Annotated in this window: 14 protein-coding genes; 4 read left to right on the top strand and 10 right to left on the bottom strand. The window is 38.0% G+C overall.

The window, feature by feature from the left end; translation table 11 throughout:
• Positions 1-595 precede the first annotated feature (595 nt).
• From purD to AAC851_RS03455, 6 genes are all read right to left on the bottom strand, one after another.
• Positions 596-1,882: a phosphoribosylamine--glycine ligase gene (gene purD, locus AAC851_RS03480; protein ID WP_004638502.1), complete on the bottom strand. Its 1,287-nt coding sequence runs from the start codon at positions 1,880-1,882 to the stop codon at positions 596-598.
• 105 nt (positions 1,883-1,987) lie between these two features.
• Positions 1,988-3,562, bottom strand: coding sequence for a bifunctional phosphoribosylaminoimidazolecarboxamide formyltransferase/IMP cyclohydrolase (purH, locus tag AAC851_RS03475; RefSeq protein ID WP_100833526.1), 1,575 nt, complete (start codon positions 3,560-3,562; stop codon positions 1,988-1,990).
• A gap of 82 nt (positions 3,563-3,644) precedes the next feature.
• Positions 3,645-3,914, bottom strand: a complete 270-nt coding sequence (gene fis, locus AAC851_RS03470; protein WP_001086304.1) for a DNA-binding transcriptional regulator Fis — start codon at positions 3,912-3,914, stop codon at positions 3,645-3,647.
• A 376-nt stretch (positions 3,915-4,290) separates the two neighbouring features.
• Positions 4,291-5,154 carry a DUF3426 domain-containing protein gene (locus AAC851_RS03465; protein WP_160127175.1) on the bottom strand — a complete coding sequence of 288 codons (864 nt, stop codon included), beginning with the start codon at positions 5,152-5,154 and terminating at the stop codon, positions 4,291-4,293.
• Between the two features lie 14 nt (positions 5,155-5,168).
• Positions 5,169-6,071 carry a 50S ribosomal protein L11 methyltransferase gene (gene prmA / locus AAC851_RS03460; RefSeq protein WP_125501964.1) on the bottom strand — a complete coding sequence of 301 codons (903 nt, stop codon included), beginning with the start codon at positions 6,069-6,071 and terminating at the stop codon, positions 5,169-5,171.
• Between the two features lie 198 nt (positions 6,072-6,269).
• Positions 6,270-6,677 (bottom strand): hypothetical protein, encoded by a 408-nt coding sequence (locus AAC851_RS03455; protein ID WP_075315794.1) that lies wholly within the window; start codon positions 6,675-6,677, stop codon positions 6,270-6,272.
• A 251-nt stretch (positions 6,678-6,928) separates the two neighbouring features.
• Here AAC851_RS03455 and mnmG point away from each other — a divergent pair, with 251 nt between their 5' ends.
• Together mnmG and AAC851_RS03445 are read left to right on the top strand one after the other, a co-directional pair.
• Positions 6,929-8,809, top strand: coding sequence for a tRNA uridine-5-carboxymethylaminomethyl(34) synthesis enzyme MnmG (gene mnmG, locus AAC851_RS03450; RefSeq protein WP_125502040.1), 1,881 nt, complete (start codon positions 6,929-6,931; stop codon positions 8,807-8,809).
• 101 nt (positions 8,810-8,910) lie between these two features.
• The gene (locus AAC851_RS03445; protein ID WP_113997451.1) at positions 8,911-9,243 is read left to right on the top strand and encodes a DMT family transporter; all 333 of its coding nucleotides are present in this window, start codon (positions 8,911-8,913) and stop codon (positions 9,241-9,243) included.
• A gap of 63 nt (positions 9,244-9,306) precedes the next feature.
• Here the strand turns inward: AAC851_RS03445 and AAC851_RS03440 are convergent, their stop codons facing one another.
• From AAC851_RS03440 to AAC851_RS03425, 4 genes are all read right to left on the bottom strand, one after another.
• Complete coding sequence (locus AAC851_RS03440) at positions 9,307-10,752, bottom strand: hypothetical protein (protein ID WP_340600506.1); 1,446 nt, start codon at positions 10,750-10,752, stop codon at positions 9,307-9,309.
• Positions 10,753-10,886: 134 nt separating this feature from the next.
• Positions 10,887-11,510 (bottom strand): sterol desaturase family protein, encoded by a 624-nt coding sequence (locus tag AAC851_RS03435; RefSeq protein ID WP_340600505.1) that lies wholly within the window; start codon positions 11,508-11,510, stop codon positions 10,887-10,889.
• A gap of 95 nt (positions 11,511-11,605) precedes the next feature.
• Complete coding sequence (locus tag AAC851_RS03430) at positions 11,606-12,607, bottom strand: AraC family transcriptional regulator (RefSeq protein WP_075315789.1); 1,002 nt, start codon at positions 12,605-12,607, stop codon at positions 11,606-11,608.
• A gap of 198 nt (positions 12,608-12,805) precedes the next feature.
• The gene (locus tag AAC851_RS03425; protein ID WP_340600504.1) at positions 12,806-14,869 is read right to left on the bottom strand and encodes a TonB-dependent receptor plug domain-containing protein; all 2,064 of its coding nucleotides are present in this window, start codon (positions 14,867-14,869) and stop codon (positions 12,806-12,808) included.
• Positions 14,870-15,145: 276 nt separating this feature from the next.
• Here AAC851_RS03425 and AAC851_RS03420 point away from each other — a divergent pair, with 276 nt between their 5' ends.
• Both AAC851_RS03420 and AAC851_RS03415 read left to right on the top strand, forming a co-directional pair.
• Positions 15,146-17,344 (top strand): TonB-dependent receptor, encoded by a 2,199-nt coding sequence (locus AAC851_RS03420; protein WP_125501958.1) that lies wholly within the window; start codon positions 15,146-15,148, stop codon positions 17,342-17,344.
• 189 nt (positions 17,345-17,533) lie between these two features.
• Entirely contained in the window at positions 17,534-17,719 is a 186-nt protein-coding gene (locus AAC851_RS03415; RefSeq protein ID WP_004638515.1) for a hypothetical protein, read from the top strand.
• Positions 17,720-18,028 lie beyond the last annotated feature (309 nt).

Raw genomic sequence — 18,028 nt, 5'->3', positions numbered from 1 at the left:
CCTAACCAAAATAATGCTGAGAAAGTAATGTTATTCTCGCATTGATGTAATCGCTTTGAGGATGCAAATTGGCTTTATACAAAAAATAATCACATGAATTATTTCTTGGGTATTTGCCATTATGATTCCATGATTTTAAGAAAAATAAGTGAACATTCATGTGCTTATTTGGAACCAATAAATAATGCAGACATCCATTCACATCTTTTCAAACCAAATATTGGTCTAGCTGTTGGTTTTCTGTTGATTGGATAAAATAGCTTAATCATTTGATAATCATGAAAAAGCATATTCCTTTAACATAAAAACAACATCTAAAATTGTGCCAATCATAGCAATATTTTGGTAAGGGTTATAGTGGTCTGCATGATACTCAAGAGTATAAGCATCTGATTATCTAAAGGAATTATGTGCATAGTAAATGTAAATTAATGATAGTTTTATAGATTTTTGCAAATGTTTGATTGGTGATTTTGGTGAAATAAATAATATATATTTTTCTGAACTCTATATATGCAAATTGAATAAAGAATGTAAATTGATAGCGTTTCAGGAATAAAAAAGCCTTCCGAAGAAGGCCTTATTCACAATAAAATTATTCAGCTTTTTCGCGAGCAATTGCACGATAACCAATATCACTACGATATTGCATACCTGTGAATGTCACTTGGCCACATACTTCTAATGCATTGATCTGAGCTTCCAGTACAGTGTCACCTAAGGCTGTTACGCAAAGGACGCGACCACCAGCAGTAACAATATGACCATCATCAGTCATAGCTGTGCCAGCATGAAAGATTTTGGTGTCTTCAGGCGATTGACCGATACCCGAAATGACATCACCTTTACGAACAGTTTCAGGATAGCCTTCGGCAGCAAGAACGATACCAATAGATTTGCGGTCATCCCATTCAGCTTCGCTTGGTAAGTTACCTTCAATACCAGCCTCAACCAGATCAACTAGAGATGATTTCAAACGCATCATAATAGGCTGTGTTTCTGGATCACCAAAACGACAGTTGAATTCGATCACACGTGGTTGACCTTGATCATCAATCATCAAACCAGCATATAAGAAGCCCGTGTAGACATGACCATCTGCTGCCATACCATCAACTGTCGGGCGCATCACTTCATTCATGACACGTTCAAAAACTTCTGCTGTAACGACGGGAGCAGGAGAGTAAGCACCCATACCACCAGTATTTGGACCTTGGTCGCCCTCAAAGATGCGTTTGTGGTCTTGAGAAGTTGCCATTGGTAAAATATTTTTACCATCAATCATGCAAATAAAGCTTGCTTCTTCGCCAGCTAAGAATTGCTCAATCACAACACGTGACCCAGCATCACCGAACTTGTTGCCCGCCAACATGTCATCAATCGCATCAAAAGCTTCTTGGTTGGTCATCGCAACGATAACGCCTTTACCCGCTGCTAAGCCGTCAGCTTTAATTACAATCGGAGCGCCATTTTTCTCAACATAAGCTTTTGCAGCATCAACTTCAGTAAATACGTCATAGAAAGCTGTAGGAATGTTATGGCGTTTTAAGAAATGCTTAGCGAATGCTTTTGAGCCTTCAAGTTGAGCCGCATATTGAGTTGGTCCCCAGATTTTTAGACCTGCTTCACGTGCAGCATCAACGACACCATTGACCAATGGTGCTTCTGGCCCAACGATAACAAGCGCAACATCATTTGCTTTTGCAAATGCAATAATTGCAGGGTTGTCTAAAATATCGAGGTCAATATTTTCACATTTGTCTTCAGTTGCTGTACCCGCATTGCCAGGTGCGACAAAGACTTTAGCAACTTTTTCATCTTGTGCGATTTTCCATGCAAGTGCATGTTCACGGCCACCGCTACCTAATACTAAAATATTCATTATTAAGTTATTTCCTTTTTAAGTATCTCTAGTACATCCACTAAAAATAGAAAATTCCCCCTTGAGATGCAACTAAAACATCGCAAGAGGGATTTTTAAAATCTATTAGTGACGGAAATGACGCATACCCGTGAAGACCATTGCAATACCAGCTTCATCCGCTGCTGCAATTGTTTCTTCGTCGCGCATAGAACCACCCGGTTGAATGATACATTTGATACCAGCTTTAGCAGCGTTATCAATACCATCACGGAATGGGAAGAACGCATCAGATGCCATCACTGCACCTTCAACAACTAAACCAGCATGTTCAGCTTTGATCGCCGCAATACGAGCAGAGTTCACACGACTCATCTGACCTGCGCCTACACCAATGGTTTGACGGTTTTTTGCATACACAATCGCATTTGATTTTACGTATTTTGCAACTTTCCAAGCAAAGATCATGTCATCAATTTCTTGTTCAGTTGGTGCACGCTTGGTCACAACCTTTAGGTCATCTTTAGTGATCATGCCCAAATCTTGATCTTGAACAAGTAGGCCGCCGTTAACGCGTTTATAGTCAAGTTGAGGCGCACGTGCATCAATTGCAGGTAATTCACCGCACACCATGACGCGTACATTTTTCTTTGCACCTGTAACTTCAAGTACACCATCAGCAATGCTTGGTGCAATGATTACTTCAACGAATTGACGATCGACAATTGCTTGAGCAGTTTCTACATCTAACTCACGGTTAAATGCAATGATGCCACCAAATGCAGACTCTGGATCAGTTGCATAAGCAAGATCATAAGCCGCTTTGATACCATCTAAAGAAACGGCAACACCACAAGGGTTCGCATGTTTAACGATAACGCATGCAGGTTTTGCAAATGATTTAACACACTCAAGTGCGGCATCAGTATCGGCGATGTTGTTATAAGAAAGCTCTTTACCTTGTAATTGTTTCGCAGTAGAAACTGACGCTTCTTTAGCATTTGCTTCTACATAAAATGCAGCATTTTGGTGTGGGTTTTCACCGTAACGTAAATCTTGTGCTTTATTTAACTGCGTATTGAAGGTACGAGGGAATAAATCTGCTTCGCCCTCAGTTTTACCTACACGTGCACCTAAATAAGAAGCGATCATGCCATCATACTGAGCAGTGTGTTCAAATGCTTTTACTGCTAAATCGAAACGAGTCTCGTAAGAGAGTGAACCATTTTGCTTTAATTCAGCAACAACAGTGTCATAGTCAGATGCATTGACAATAATACCCACAGAAGCATGGTTTTTTGCTGCTGCACGAACCATGGTTGGGCCACCGATATCGATATTTTCAATCGCATCAGCAAGAGAGCAATTTGGCTTCGCTACAGTTTCAGCAAATGGATAAAGGTTCACAATCACCAGATCAATTGGATCAATATTGTGTTCTTGCATAACAGCTTCGTCCAGACCACGACGAGCTAAGATGCCACCATGAATTTTTGGATGAAGTGTTTTTACACGACCATCCATCATTTCAGGAAAACCTGTATGTTCAGAAACTTCTACGACAGCGATATTGTTGTCTTTAAGCAACTTATAAGTACCGCCTGTAGATAAAATTTCTACCCCGAGAGCTGCAAGATTTTGAGCAAATTCAACGATTCCAGTTTTGTCTGAAACAGAGATTAACGCACGTTTGATAGTCATGATTTAAGTCAACAGTTTGAAGTCTACAGATTAAAACAAATAGGCATAAAAAATGCCCACGAGAACGTGAGCATTTTATCAATTATTCACTCATTAAACCGTGAGCTTTTAACTTTTTACGTAAAGTTCCACGGTTAAGACCTAGAATCTCAGCAGCACGCGTTTGGTTGCCACGAGTATATTCTAAGACCACAGACAAAAGAGGTTTCTCCATTTCTGCTAGAACCATGTCATACACTTGAGATGGTTGCTCACCTTGCAATTGTGCAAAATAATGACGAACTGCGCGATCAACGTGGATGCGAAGAGCGACATCAGATTGAGCCGTAAAAATAGGAGATTTGCTATTCATGCGTGTTAATCCGAAAAATCAAATATCACTTGGGTAAAGTGATATATAAATGTGGTCTAAAATTATTGAGCCCTGTTTTAGATCCTAAAACAGTGACTCTAAAACAAAGGAACTATTAGCTTGCCACAAATCCTCGAATTGTGTAAAAAATAAGCGTAACAATAGTTAAATATTTGTTACGACCTACTTTCAAAAACAAAAAAACCAACTATGCGCTTATAAGGTAGAAGCACAGTTCGTTTAACGATTTTTTGTCTGTGAAATACGAGGAGTAAGTGGGTTAAAGCTTTCGTGGCGCGTATCATACCACTGTCTGCGAAAAAGTGAGCAAATTAACTGCACTTTTTTTATATTTTTTTGTCATTTTTTCTAATTTTTAGGGTTGTACAATTTCTAAACTATAATTTGTAAAACTATTTCTGCTTTTTGGGACCGTAAAATCGAATTTAAATGGGCTATTTGAGGGAATGCGTTGAATGGTTTTTAAGCTATCCACGAGGTAGTCTTCTGGTTTTAGTGTGGTGCTTGAAATCACAACATCATTATCCTTTAGCACAACCTGTATAGAGGGGAGTAAAATACTATGCTTATTATGATTAGTAATAATACCTGAAAAGCGCGTACTATCCTGTTCGGCACGTTTCAGATTGACTTTTTCAAAGTTTAAATATTTATACTGACCATCTCTTGCTTTACAAGTAATCACGGAACAGGCTGTATTAAAAATTCTGTTTAATGCTGGGCTGTCATGCATCAGCTTGGGATTGAACCACAAAATTTGGAAGGCAAATACCAAAATTAAGGTGATATTGCCGATACCCCAAAGGGTGTAATAGAGCCAACCATGCTGTTTATCTGCAGTCTCTTCATCTATTAAGAGTGTATCTTCTGAAAGATTTAGATTGGGTAATGCCGTAACAGGTTCAGTATTAAAATAATTTAAGTTATTGAGATAGGTGAGTAGATCAATATTTGAATTTTCAATTTTTTGATCAAAAATGCTTAATATTTGCATTTGCTTTTCAGCAAACGTGCTATCGGGTTGGATTGAAGAAAATAAAGAGCGATTTGTGGGCGTCGGAATGGTTTCGCTTGTCTGAGACTCCAATAAATTGGTCAATGCATTAAAGTTAATGACACATTTTGGACAACAAACCATGCCCTGTGCAACACTGAGTTGTGAAAGGGTCACTTTATACACGGTTGAGCATTTGGGGCAGCGGGTTTGTTTTTCACTCATAAGTTATAGCGATCTCAAATTGTTTTTCGTTTTCCTGAAATGCGGCACCAGTTTTCTTCACGCTTTTCGATCTCTAATATATCAAAAAACTCAGCGTAAACACTAGAAACATCAGCAACTTGCTCTTCAATTACACCTGCAAGTGCGAACTCTCCCTCATTTTTGATTAAAGTTGAGAATTCGGGCGCGAGTGCCATTAACGGGCCAGCTAAAATATTTGCAACCAATACGTCAGCTTGTTGTGAATTGAATTCTTGATCGAACTCTTCAGGTAAGCCAACAAACAGACGATCAAGTACGCCATTTAATTCAGCGTTTTGCTTGGTTGCTAATACAGCTTGTGGGTCAATATCAGTGGCATAGACTTTTTTTGCACCCAATAGCAATGCAGCAACACCTAAAATGCCTGAACCACAACCATAATCAATCACAATTTTATCTTTTACGTCGGTTTTACCTAACCATTGTAAGCACAAAAAGGTACTAGCATGATTACCTGTGCCAAAAGCAAGACCAGGATCTAGTTTAATATTGGTTGCATCTGCTTCAGGCGGTTCCAACCATTCTGGAACGATCCAATATTTTTCACCAATTTGAATGGGTTCATAATAATCCATCCATGCACGTTCCCAAACTTGGTTTTCTAAAGTTTCATGGCGCATAGGTACATCAGGGAGTTGAACCTTTAAAAAAGCTTCTAAGCGATCAACATCAATTGGATCATCTTCTTCTTGTTGGTAAATACCTGTAACGATAACTTTATTCCAAAGTGGTGTTTCACCAGGAAGTGGTTCGAGTAAGGCCTGATCTTCAGCATCATCTAAAGTTACGCTGACTGCACCCAGAGATAAAAGTAGGGTTTCACACAGTTCAACTTGATTTTGATCAACAGTAATATGAATTTGTAGCCAGTTCACAGGACAACCTAAGTAAATAAATTTGTGCTTATTGTAAAGGATTCGTGTTGTATAAAGGGAGTTTATAATGAGTAGTTTACAATTTTAAGATGAATTATTTCGCGGTTTACTTTCAATATGCTGAAATAAATAAAGGATATAGTTCATAACTATATCCTTTATAGGTTACTCATAGGGACTTAAAAATACTTGGACAACTTAAGGTGCAGCTTGTTCATTTTGCATCATTGGTTGTTCAGTATTTTCAATTGGCGCCGCTAATTCATTAGGTGATTGAATTTGGGTTGGTGCAGATTCAACTGGAGCGCCACTAACTGGACGAGGTTCTGATTGAGTTTCAGAAATTCTGCTTTGAGTCTCTGGCGGTGTGTCAGATGTAGGCATTGGCGGTTGGAAAATGAGTTTATCATTTTCATCATTTTGACAAGCACCATTATAAACAACACCTTTATAGGCAAATGAAACTGCATCGCCTTGTTTTTTACCTTTACAGACCTGTTGATATTTCTGAGTGAGTTGATCTGCGGCAGTTTTTGCATTTGCTTGAGCTGTCACAGTAAAACATAATCCACAGATCAGTGATGATAATAAAAGCTTCGAGTTCATATCATTTTCCTAAGTATTTGTTATGCATGTATTAGGATAGGAAATTTTTTCAGAAAAACAGTGTTGTTCAAGTTAACGATTCTAGGGCACTTTGTTAAAAATACATGAAAAGTGCAACATAAAGTTTCTTTTTGTGTCATTTCTAATTGAATCAGTCTTTTGCTCAGTGTGAGATTTTGATTGGTTTTTTTCATACTATGGCAAAATTCCTGTATAATGCTCTGTCATTTTTTGAATACACATTTACCACTATGCACTATCCTAAAGTTTACGACGTTATCGTAATTGGTGGCGGTCACGCTGGTACGGAAGCGGCGCTTGCAGCTGCACGTATGGGAAGACAAACATTATTGTTGACGCATAATATTGAGACTTTGGGGCAGATGAGCTGTAACCCAGCGATTGGTGGTATTGGTAAATCACATTTAGTTCGTGAAATCGACGCACTAGGTGGCGCAATGGCACTTGCTGCGGATAAAGGCGGTATTCAATTCCGTATCCTCAATTCCCGTAAAGGTGCTGCTGTACGTGCAACACGTGCGCAGGCAGATCGAGTACGTTATAAAGCTGCAATTCGCCATACCCTAGAAAATCAAGCGAATTTGGATATTTTTCAACAAGCCGCCGATGACCTGATTGTTGAAGGCGATACTGTTAAAGGTGTTGTCACCCAAATGGGGATCCGTTTTGACACCAAAACTGTAGTACTCACCACAGGAACATTTTTGGGTGGTGTGATCCACGTTGGTTTACAAAACTCAAGTGGTGGTCGAGCAGGTGACCCTCCATCTATTGCATTGGCACATCGTTTACGTGAACTTAAATTACCAGTCGGTCGTTTGAAAACGGGTACGCCGCCACGTATTGATGCGCGTACTGTTGATTTCTCTGTGATGACACCTCAGCCGGGTGATTTCCCATCTCCAGTGATGTCATTTATGGGCGATGCATCGATGCACCCTGAACAGGTGAATTGCTACATTACTCATACCAGTGAAAAAACCCACGAAATTATTCGTGGCGGTTTAGACCGTTCACCAATGTATACGGGAGTGATTGAAGGGGTTGGCCCACGTTATTGCCCATCGATTGAAGATAAAATTCATCGTTTTGCTGATAAAGATTCACATCAGGTATTCCTTGAGCCAGAAGGCTTAGATACTCATGAGCTTTATCCAAATGGTATTTCGACTTCATTGCCATTTGATGTGCAATTCAATTTAGTTCGTTCGATCCGTGGTATGGAAAATGCGCATATCCTTCGTCCGGGTTATGCGATTGAATATGATTATTTCAATCCACAGGCTTTGAAGTTCACCCTTGAAACCAAAGCGATTCAAAACCTGTATTTTGCTGGCCAAATTAACGGTACGACAGGCTATGAAGAAGCAGGTGCACAAGGTTTATTGGCGGGATTGAACGCTGCACGCCGTGCTTGGGAACAAGAAGAGTGGACACCAAAACGTGATCAGGCTTACATGGGCGTGTTGGTGGATGATCTCATCACTTTAGGTACCAAAGAACCATACCGTATGTTTACTTCACGTGCAGAATATCGTTTGATGTTACGTGAAGACAATGCCGATCAACGTTTAACGCCAATTGGTCGTGAACTTGGCTTGGTTGATGATGAGCGTTGGGCAGCTTACAGTGAGAAAATGGAAGCTGTTGAGCGTGAAACTTCTCGCCTACAACACTTATGGGCTGCACCGAATAATCCAATGGGTAAAAAGTTCGTTGAGATGACGGGTGCAGATCTTAGTAAAGAATGTAGTGCAATTGATTTGTTGAAACGTCCAAATATTAATTTTGCTCAAATTGCTGAATTAACAGGTTCAGAAGTTTCGCAACAAGTCGGTGAGCAAATCGAAATTGCAGTGAAATACGAAGGTTATATTAACCGTCAGCATGAAGACGTTGCTCAGTTAAAGCGCCTTGAAGAAACTAAAATTCCTGCCGATTTTGAGTTTGATGGTATTTCTGGTTTATCTCGTGAAATTACATTGAAGTTGAAAACAGTTCGACCAGAAACATTGGCTCAAGCTAGTCGTATTCCGGGAGTAACTCCAGCGGCAGTACAATTGCTTATGATTACGATTCGTAAAAGTCATATGGCAAAAAAATCAGCATAAGTCTGATTAAGAGAAAATGATAAAAACACTCTTTAAAAGGGTGTTTTTTTCTGTTTGTTTTGTATGTACTTTTGAATGCATTCGATAAGGTATAAAAATTAATGAAAAATTGGATGTTTTTATTCATAGCTATAGTTGCAGAGGTGATTGCTACCTCTGCCTTAAAAAGTAGTGAGGGTTTTACTAGGCCAATCGCTTCATTTGTGGTGGTTGTGGGTTATGTCATTGCATTCTATTTTTTGTCTTTAACCTTAAAAGCTATTCCTGTTGGGGTTGCTTATGCGATATGGTCTGGCGTTGGTATTGTTTTAATTACCACTGTTGCTTGGTTCATGTTTGGTCAAAAACTAGATCTGTGGGGAATTGTGGGAATTGCACTGATTATGAGTGGTGTATTGATTTTAAACTTATTGTCCAAAACGAGTGGGCATTGATGAAATAAACAACCGAGCTAATGTTATAGCTCGGTTTTAGAATATGATATTACCTAAAATAAATTAACGACCAGCGAAATCAAATACACCATTTAAAATAATGTTTTCATTTACTTCAGCAGTAGAAGTATCTTTAAGGGTGAGAATTGTATTTTTAAAATTCACCTGATTATTTTCTGGGTTATAGCTAACGCCTTGACATGGTTGAGCTACATCACATCCATAATGGTATTCAACATCCACTAATAATAGTCCTGTACTAGGATTTGGAATGGTTCTAGTTGCTTTGAAATTAATCTTCTTAATTTTATTATCTAAAATACTTACATCGATCGTATCATTACCAAATTTTTGTATATTATGATTGGTAACATCAAAATACAAAGCCGGCTGAACTGAGTGTAGGGTATCCTCATTTTTTAGAATTGGCGTGATTTGAAGTTGAGTGAATGGTTTGTTTACTCTTACCGAACCATCAAGTTGAAGAATCGTTTTGGCACAATCTTGCTGGATAGGGAAGTTTGGAAATAAAGGGAGTTCTTCTTTGGAACTATAGATCGCCTGATTAAAATCCAATGTCATATAATCAGTATTTTCAACAGGTTGAATCGTGGATGTCTGGTTAACAGGAAGGGTGAGAACCGCAGACATACATGCGCCTGAAAGGCCATATAAGGTTGTGGTTTGAAGTAAAGAGTCTAAAGTTGCTTTATCTTTAATAAAGGTAGAAAATTTACCTAATTTTAAATCTGCATCAATCCCATTGTTTATATGTGAACTGAAAAAGATTGCATGGGTTTCTGGATCATAAGTTGCCCCCATGAGAGCAATCGGTTGCTGATTGGCTGATATAGTAAATTGACTGGTTTTTCTAATATTATTAAAGTTCTGCGGAGGAACAGATAAGGTTCCAGAAAGCTTTCCATTTAAGTAAATATCACTTTTTTCAATTAGTGGAGGATTATTCTCATCTATAGGAGACAATCGAGTGATCTTTGGCGTTGAAAGCTTTGTATTGGTAAAAGTGACTTCACTATAACCTGTTGTTTCGTCATATTTAACACTTATATTCTTACAAGAATCAAAAACAAAGGATTCAGCACAAGCAAAGAGATCAGGCTTGGATAGGTTGTGAATTTTTTCACTTAAATAGTTTTCACCCATCGAGATGTCTAAGACTTTCTTTAAAATAGGATCATAATTAACATATAGGGTGTTAGTTGCATCATCTTTATCGAAATTAAAACTCAATATAATTGAGGTAGAACCTTTGTCGAAGTGGTGAGTAACCGAATAGGCATTAAAACTTGCATCTTGGTTACTGCTTCTGCCCAAAAGTTGAATCATTGGGTCAGCATCTTTTTGTAAGGTTAAATTACTTTCAAATTCGGTAGTAAAGGGTGCGGTACGATTTTTATCGCTTCCTTTAGATTCACTATTGTTTCCTCCACAAGCTGAAATTAGTAATGAGGTAGTAAAAAGGGCGAAAAAGGATTTTGTATTTAACATTTTAATATTCTACATAGCATTATTTTTAGAACTGAATAATAGCTATTAACAATAATGTTTTAAAGTGCTTAAGTAGAATTAATTTAATAAAAAGCCTAATCAAAATTAGGCTTAACACTTGTGTAAAACAAGTTTTACAAAGCCACCTCAATTCCCTGACGTAAATTTAATTGGTCAAGTTTAGAATTTTCATCAATTTTTTCAAAAGCTTTAGGCAGTAAACGACGAGCTGCTTTATTCACCCTCTTCTCTAACCAAATAGGCATTTTCATGGCGAGAGGGTTGGTTTCAGTGGTCGAAGCATCGGTCATCACGCGAGTTCCCATGATGTAATCAAACCAAGGTCGCGTGACACACCAGTTGGCATTTTGATTACTGGTCATGTGGTGATCATAGTGCCAAGGAATACGTTTTTTTGCATATTCGGGATCTAGATGAGATTTGGCATGAACTTTCCAGTAGTTCCAAATCCCATAATATAAGCCTGCTGTAAAAAATGGTGCAACGGGTAGAAAAACTGTAGAGACAGCGGCTAAACCAATTAATGCTGTTTTTTCATTGTACATTTCAGAGTTTTTAAACATTGACTCTGCATAACCTTCATCATGAAAATCATTTAAACGAGCACGTTTATGATGGGCGATATGAGTAAAGAAGGGGCTATTTCTATTTTTACTTGGAAATTCATGTAACCATATCTTATGAAAATACCATTCCATCCCATTTGCGACAAAGATACCGACTGGAAAACCGATCATATTCGTTAACCTCATAAAATATGATCAGATTGTAGAAACTTAATGGTGAAAGTTTTTGACTGAACTGGCAGGTTTGATTTGCCGATCAAATCAAATTATTGTTGTTTTCGTTGTCGATAGGCTGTTGGTGTTTCACCTGTCCAACGTTTAAAAGCCCTTGAGAATGCAGATGGTTCAGAGAAACCAGTAAGATAGACGATTTGATCAATTGATTCTTGGGTTTGAGAGAGTAAGCGCTGAGCAAGCCGTTCACGATATTGTGCAATTACTTTTTCATAGCTGGTATTCAGAAATTGCAAATCCGCTCTTAAACTGCGGGCACTACGATCTAATCGACTAGCAACAATATTCTGATCAAACTCACTCGATTCCAATAATCCGCTCGCCAAGATCTTTTCTATCTCATGAATAAGTTGATGTTTATGTAAAAGCTCAAGTTGTGAGGCGGCATGGTGTTCATGGACTTTTAATAACTCAGGTTCATAAGCAGGCGAAGGATGGTCTAATAATTTCGCATCAAAGAAAAGACGACCTTCAGTTTGTCCAAGTCTGACATTACACCCCCATATCTTTTTATATTCATCCTGCTTGGCGCCATCATCGTAAGGAAGCCAAATTTCAGAGGGTGTAAAAGCATCTTCACTTATATATTTGAAGAAATTAAGCAAAATTCCTATCGCACATTCTAAGTAATGTCTTAAGGGATGATTGAGACCAGAAATGATCGCAACCTTATTATCATGATGTTCGAGTTTAAAAGACATCGCATCTGTGAGTAATGCTTGATAACGAATAGTGCGTTGTAATCCTTCACCAAAGGTTGGACTACTGAGAAAAAGATATTCAATCACTTGTCCACGAAATGGAGGTACATTTCCTCCAACATGAAGGCCGATATCTGAATCTACACTAATTTTCTCAGCCGCATCCCAGAAACGTCTTTGTGTAGAATTATCTCTTCGCACAGACTTGTCAGGAGGTTGATCCGGTAAATGAACACTTGCAAAGATAGCGGCCGCATCAAGGTTCATCTTGTGCATGGTTTGATAAACCATCCATAAAAAAATGCCAGCATCGCTTGCTTTATTTGTGACCATGTTTGAAGGTTAAATAAACTTTTGAAACAATATACTATGTTTTTTTATCATAGAAATGAAATGTTTGTTAGAAGCTTCTTACAGACTTCATTAAATAATATTTATACCTCATTTAGAAAATTTCTCTGTCATACAATCAAAGAAATAGCCATCAACAGGAATAAAAAAGCCAGTTGTCATAACTTGCTTTTTTGAAGATTAAAACTTCTTTTCGAGTGTAAATTGAAAGTTAGGAATACTTTCATTGCTTCGTGCTTGATACAAACGACCATCAGATTGATAAGTCAGGCGCTCTTTATAATCAGTGCTGAGGATATTGTTTAAGTTCAAGTTTGCAGCCCAACCATCTGCAAAACGTTTGGTTGTACTTAAATTTAAACTAAACCGTTCATTGGTTGTACGGTCATAAGGTTGTCCATCCAAGGCACGTTTAAATTCTGGGGTATAGCTCATGTTTATGCTGTTGGAAAGCTGCCACGGTTTATAACTATAAGATAGACCTGTACTGATATTGTAAGGTGCAACATCGCTTACGAGACGTTCATGTTGTTGTTGATTTTTAATGGTTGCACGCACAGTAGACACTTGCCCATTGAGCATAAAGGCATGGCCTGCTTCAGTTTGTTTTAAAGCATAACGACCAGAAATTTCGACTCCATAAGTGGTTGCCTCATCTTGGTTTTGTGGACGTTCAACATAACGACTTCCTTCCAAACTGACGACTTTTTCGATGTAATCTTTAATTTCTCGATGATAGACAGTCAAGCTGATACCTCCACTCGCTGAGTCATAAGCAAGCGTTGACTCAATTGCATGAATTTTTTCAGCTTTCAGATTTGGATTGCCACCACGATCTGGATTGTTTAATGAGCCAGCATCATTATCTGTTGAAACGGTGACGGTAGGAATTAAACGATCTGATTTAGGGCTACGAAAGGCTTGGCTTAAATTAGTTTGCAATGACCATTGATCGGTGAGGTTAAAACGGTAAGCAAGTACTGGACTGAGATGTTGATCTTGGTAGTCAACCAAGCCAGAACGATCGATCCACTCTTGACGTGCACCTAAGGTCATCGTTTGGCGATCGGTAAAACGCCAACTTCCTTCTCCGTACACTGCATAGCGTTGTTCATTTAGGCTTTTGCTAACATTACTATCGAGCTCATTAAAACGACTGTCTAGACCAAATTTAAGTTGACGATTTGAATCCAACTTTCTCGTTCCATCATAAGCCAAACCATATTCATTGATGGTTTCATCTGTGTAGATCCGTTGCTCTGGTGAGCGAGTTAGTTGGCTTTCAGTCTGTCGTTCAATTAAAAAACGAATTTTATCACTGAGATTTTTGTCTTTTCGTTCATAACGTGTGTTTAATCGGATACTGTCATTTTTATCATCTTGTATTTTATTAGCTGAGTGACCCTCCATTTTTATGTTGCGGTAAAACAACTCTGCGATGAGTTTTTGCTGATCATCCAGATCGTATTGTAGACGTGGAGAAAACATTTGCATGTTTCGATTTACAGTACGAACATTTTCACGTGTACCTGTTTTAGATTCGGTTTTTGAAATAGAGGTATTATCGATCCACATTTGATTGGCGGATAGACTATAAGACCATTGATTTTCACGACCATCTGCTTGGACATTGATCTGCTTTCTTTCCATTTCTTGTTGCCCGCTTTCACGTAAGCCATAACCTAACTTAACTGTGCCATTTATACGGGTGTTGATTGGTTCTTTTAAAATAATATTAATGACCGCTGATGAAGCAACTGAAGATTGTGCCACACTCGGTTGTTTAATGACTTCTATACGTTCAATCATTTCTGGAGTGATGGTGTCAATAATTGACATACCACCACGCGGACCACCTTGTATTAGTTCACCATTAATCAAAAAAGTCGGCGCACCACCACCGCGAAAACGCATACCTGAAGCACCTCCGCCTCCGCGTGGTCCTTGACCAAAGCTAGGTAATTGAAAACCTGCTGCGCGGCGTAAAGCATCCATTACAGATTGATCGCCATATTCAAGCATTTCTTCACGGCTAATAATCGTTTTGGGTACCGCGCTGATATCATCATCTTGTTGCTTTTGGGGTTCAGCGGATGCATTAAATGTCAATGTAGGAAGCACTTGAGTGGCAGTGTCTACTTGTGGGGAATAAGAACTATAATCTTCAGCAAAAACAAAGCTACTCATTGTGAATAGGGCAGAGCTAAGCAGACTCAACTTCCCATGGTAGAGCGATGGTTTCATTATAGTTACCCCAAAAAATATCAAATTATTTTGTGTGTAGCCTAATGTAAAATTGTGTAGAAAAGTGGAATTTGATCAGCAAAATCGCGGGAATTTTTATAAAAAATAGCATTTAGTATATTCGTTGAGGTTTGCTTGGATAGTATGCATAAGAAATAATCGAAAGCATGAAGAAAAAATATAAATATGATGAAAATGAGAATTATTTTTATTAAAATTGTAACGCATTTTATTATTTTATTTTTTGAAATTTAGTCTGAGTTTTTTGGAATTTTTATGAAGTCTGCTGTATTGGGGTTGTTTGAACAGCCTATTTTTAAATTTAGTGTATTGAGCTTGATGTTGTTGCAAGCTCAGCATGCAATCGCAAATGAACAAACCGCCGTCATGCCTACAATTAAAATTGAGGCGATGAGTGAGCTTGATCCGATCAAGAGTTATATTGATTATGATCAAGCGAGTGTGACGCGTAATGGATTAAAGAAAAAAGATATTCCGCAAACCATTGATACGATTGATGTGCAGAAATATAAAATTTATGGTGCCAATGATTTAAGTGTGATGTTGCAAGGTACACCAGGGGTTACCACGAGCTATGATACTCGTGGGGATGGCATCATGATTCGTGGGTTTAGCGCCGATACGAGCGATATTTATCGGAATGGAGTACGTGAAGGAGGGCAAGTTCGTCGTAGTACTGCCAATGTAGAACGTATTGAAATTCTAAAAGGTCCAGCTTCTGTGTTGTATGGGCGTGGAGCAGGCGGCGGTGTAGTAAATATGGTGACTAAGTTCGCCAATTTTGACTCTAAAAGTTCTGTGGGGATCTTTGGAGGTTCTTATGACAATATCGGAGGTACTTTAGATATCAATCAAGTTGTGAATGATAATTGGGCGGTACGTTTAGTTGGTGAAAAATCTGATACCAATAGTTTCCGTTCAGGTATTGGCACAAAACAATCTATGTTTTCACCTAGTGTGACTTATCGCAGCGATGATGAGAAGTTGTTATGGACTACAGAGTATACCTATGACAAATTAGATCGTATTCCTGATCGTGGTCCATCATTTTCGGTATTAAGTCGTTTCCCTGAAAATATTCTAAGAGAAACAGGTTTTGCAACAGCATCAGATTTTATCGTGGATGAACTACAAACGGTACGTACCGATCTAAGATATGAGTTTGCGCCAGATTGGAAGGTTCATTGGGCATTAAGTTATCGACAAGCTAATCAAGATTTTGATAATTTTTTTAGCGGAAAGTATTGTACAGACGATAAAGATGGATGTAAAACTGGTTACATTAAGCAGTCTTATGCATGGCAAGAAACCATGAATAAGACCACGACAAATACATTTGATATTACGGGCAAATTTAAGACTGGTAGATTAGAACATCAGCTAATGGTTGGTGCTGATTGGTCACATGAAGATCGTGAGCCGAAGTTAGGTAATTATTCAAGCGGGGATAAGGCAGGATTATATTATCAATTAATTAATCCTTATAACGTTAAGGATTATCAAACTTCTTTTAATCGTAATAACGGTCGACCAAATGCAACATCTTATACTCATCAAAACAATGATAGTTTGGCTTTTTTTGTACAAGACCTTATTTCATTAACGCCAACGTTAAAAATGATGCTGGGCGCCCGTTATGATCAATATGAAGTAAAGACTCGTGATACTTTAATTGGTTCAAAAACATATGGGCAGTCAGTTACAATGGATGCTGAAACCTTTAGCCCGAATGTAGGTTTTGTTTGGCAACCAGTAGATAATCAAAGTTTTTATACCTCTTATAGTAAAAGTTTTGCTCCATTTGGTGGCAGTGCAGGCGTTTCACCATTTACTAATGGTACAGTTGATTTAAGAACGGTGAATGCTGAACCGCAATATAATGAGCAATACGAAATTGGTGTAAAAAGTGATTGGTTGAATGATCGCTTGAATACTCAGTTTTCTTTATTTGATATCCGTAAGAAGAATATTCGTTATAAACCCGATCCAGATAATCGCCCTTTTGATTATGTAGTCGGCGGTGAACATCAGTCAAAAGGAGCCGAATTTAGCTTTATTGGTCGCGTACTTGATAATGTGTTTATTCGCGGTGGCTATGGATATACAGATGCAAAAGTAAAAGATGATAAAGATCCAAAATCTGCAAATGCGGGTCACTATTTAGCCAATGTGGCGAAAAATACAGGTAATTTATTTGTTCGTTATCTACCCGTTGAAAATATTTATACGGAAGTTGGCGCAACTTATAATGGTTCTCTTTACACTAATATTTCCAATAATCCCGATACTAAGCTTGATGGTTGGACGCGTTTAGATGCTGCTGTCGGTTATAAAGGAGAGCATTGGGGAGCGACATTTGCAGTCAATAATCTTACAGATAAAGTTTATTGGAGATCCAATACGATGCCAGGTACACCACGTAATTTCTTGGTGCGTTTAAACTATCAATTCTAATGATTTGAAATAACTCATATATAAAAAAGCACTTTTGATCAACAAAAGTGCTTTTTTTCTTTCTTATAAATGCAGGAGAACATACGCAAACTATAAAATGCTGTCAGAAAGGAATTAATTTAGAAAAACAACTACAAAGTCACAAAATTTGTTAGAATCAGAGAAAACACTAACAAAGAGATAATAATAATGAAGATCGCACTTGTACTCCTATTCTTATTTTCTATTCTAGTTTTGGGTTATACCAGTTATGAAGATGCACAGACGAAAAAACGTCAAGAACTTATGAAAGTTGTTCATGAAGCTGAGCATAGTTTGAATGAAATTCAACATAACCCACATACACATTTGAGCAGTCTAAAACAAACTAAATAGGTAACAAGATCTGCTATAAGATTTTGAGCTAATTTGATGCATTTGTCGCGATCAGCAAGTCATCTTTTTTTTGATTGAAGGTACGCAAGTTCCTATTAGAATCTGCTAAAATATTTACCATTAAATAAAAAGCTGCATATCGTTATGCGGCTTTTTATATTTTGATAGCGGAATTAGATTTATACATGTTTTGATGTGACGCGTATCGAGCTGGCATATAGATTGCTTTCAGCTTTGTATACCTTTTGGTGAAAAATTCAAAAAAGTTTGAAACACAAAGGTATAGATTTTATCTCCTACGATCTTAGA

Source organism: Acinetobacter sp. HZNU-JH01, assembly GCF_037996845.1.
In the GTDB taxonomy this organism is placed as follows: domain Bacteria; phylum Pseudomonadota; class Gammaproteobacteria; order Pseudomonadales; family Moraxellaceae; genus Acinetobacter; species Acinetobacter haemolyticus.
Note: the sequence above shows the minus strand (reverse complement) of the source record. Positions and strands in the feature narration are given on the sequence as shown.

Bases quoted from the DNA above. Each gene is read 5' to 3' on its own strand.
- AAC851_RS03440 (WP_340600506.1), bottom strand. From the start codon at position 10,752: ATGTTAAATACAAAATCCTTTTTCGCCCTTTTTACTACCTCATTACTA.
- AAC851_RS03420 (WP_125501958.1), top strand. From the start codon at position 15,146: ATGAAGTCTGCTGTATTGGGGTTGTTTGAACAGCCTATTTTTAAATTT.
- purH (WP_100833526.1), bottom strand. From the start codon at position 3,562: ATGACTATCAAACGTGCGTTAATCTCTGTTTCAGACAAAACTGGAATC.
- mnmG (WP_125502040.1), top strand. From the start codon at position 6,929: ATGCACTATCCTAAAGTTTACGACGTTATCGTAATTGGTGGCGGTCAC.
- AAC851_RS03465 (WP_160127175.1), bottom strand. From the start codon at position 5,154: ATGAGTGAAAAACAAACCCGCTGCCCCAAATGCTCAACCGTGTATAAA.
- AAC851_RS03425 (WP_340600504.1), bottom strand. From the start codon at position 14,869: ATGAAACCATCGCTCTACCATGGGAAGTTGAGTCTGCTTAGCTCTGCC.
- AAC851_RS03445 (WP_113997451.1), top strand. From the start codon at position 8,911: ATGAAAAATTGGATGTTTTTATTCATAGCTATAGTTGCAGAGGTGATT.
- AAC851_RS03415 (WP_004638515.1), top strand. From the start codon at position 17,534: ATGAAGATCGCACTTGTACTCCTATTCTTATTTTCTATTCTAGTTTTG.
- AAC851_RS03435 (WP_340600505.1), bottom strand. From the start codon at position 11,510: ATGATCGGTTTTCCAGTCGGTATCTTTGTCGCAAATGGGATGGAATGG.
- fis (WP_001086304.1), bottom strand. From the start codon at position 3,914: ATGAATAGCAAATCTCCTATTTTTACGGCTCAATCTGATGTCGCTCTT.
- AAC851_RS03430 (WP_075315789.1), bottom strand. From the start codon at position 12,607: ATGGTCACAAATAAAGCAAGCGATGCTGGCATTTTTTTATGGATGGTT.
- purD (WP_004638502.1), bottom strand. From the start codon at position 1,882: ATGAATATTTTAGTATTAGGTAGCGGTGGCCGTGAACATGCACTTGCA.
- AAC851_RS03455 (WP_075315794.1), bottom strand. From the start codon at position 6,677: ATGAACTCGAAGCTTTTATTATCATCACTGATCTGTGGATTATGTTTT.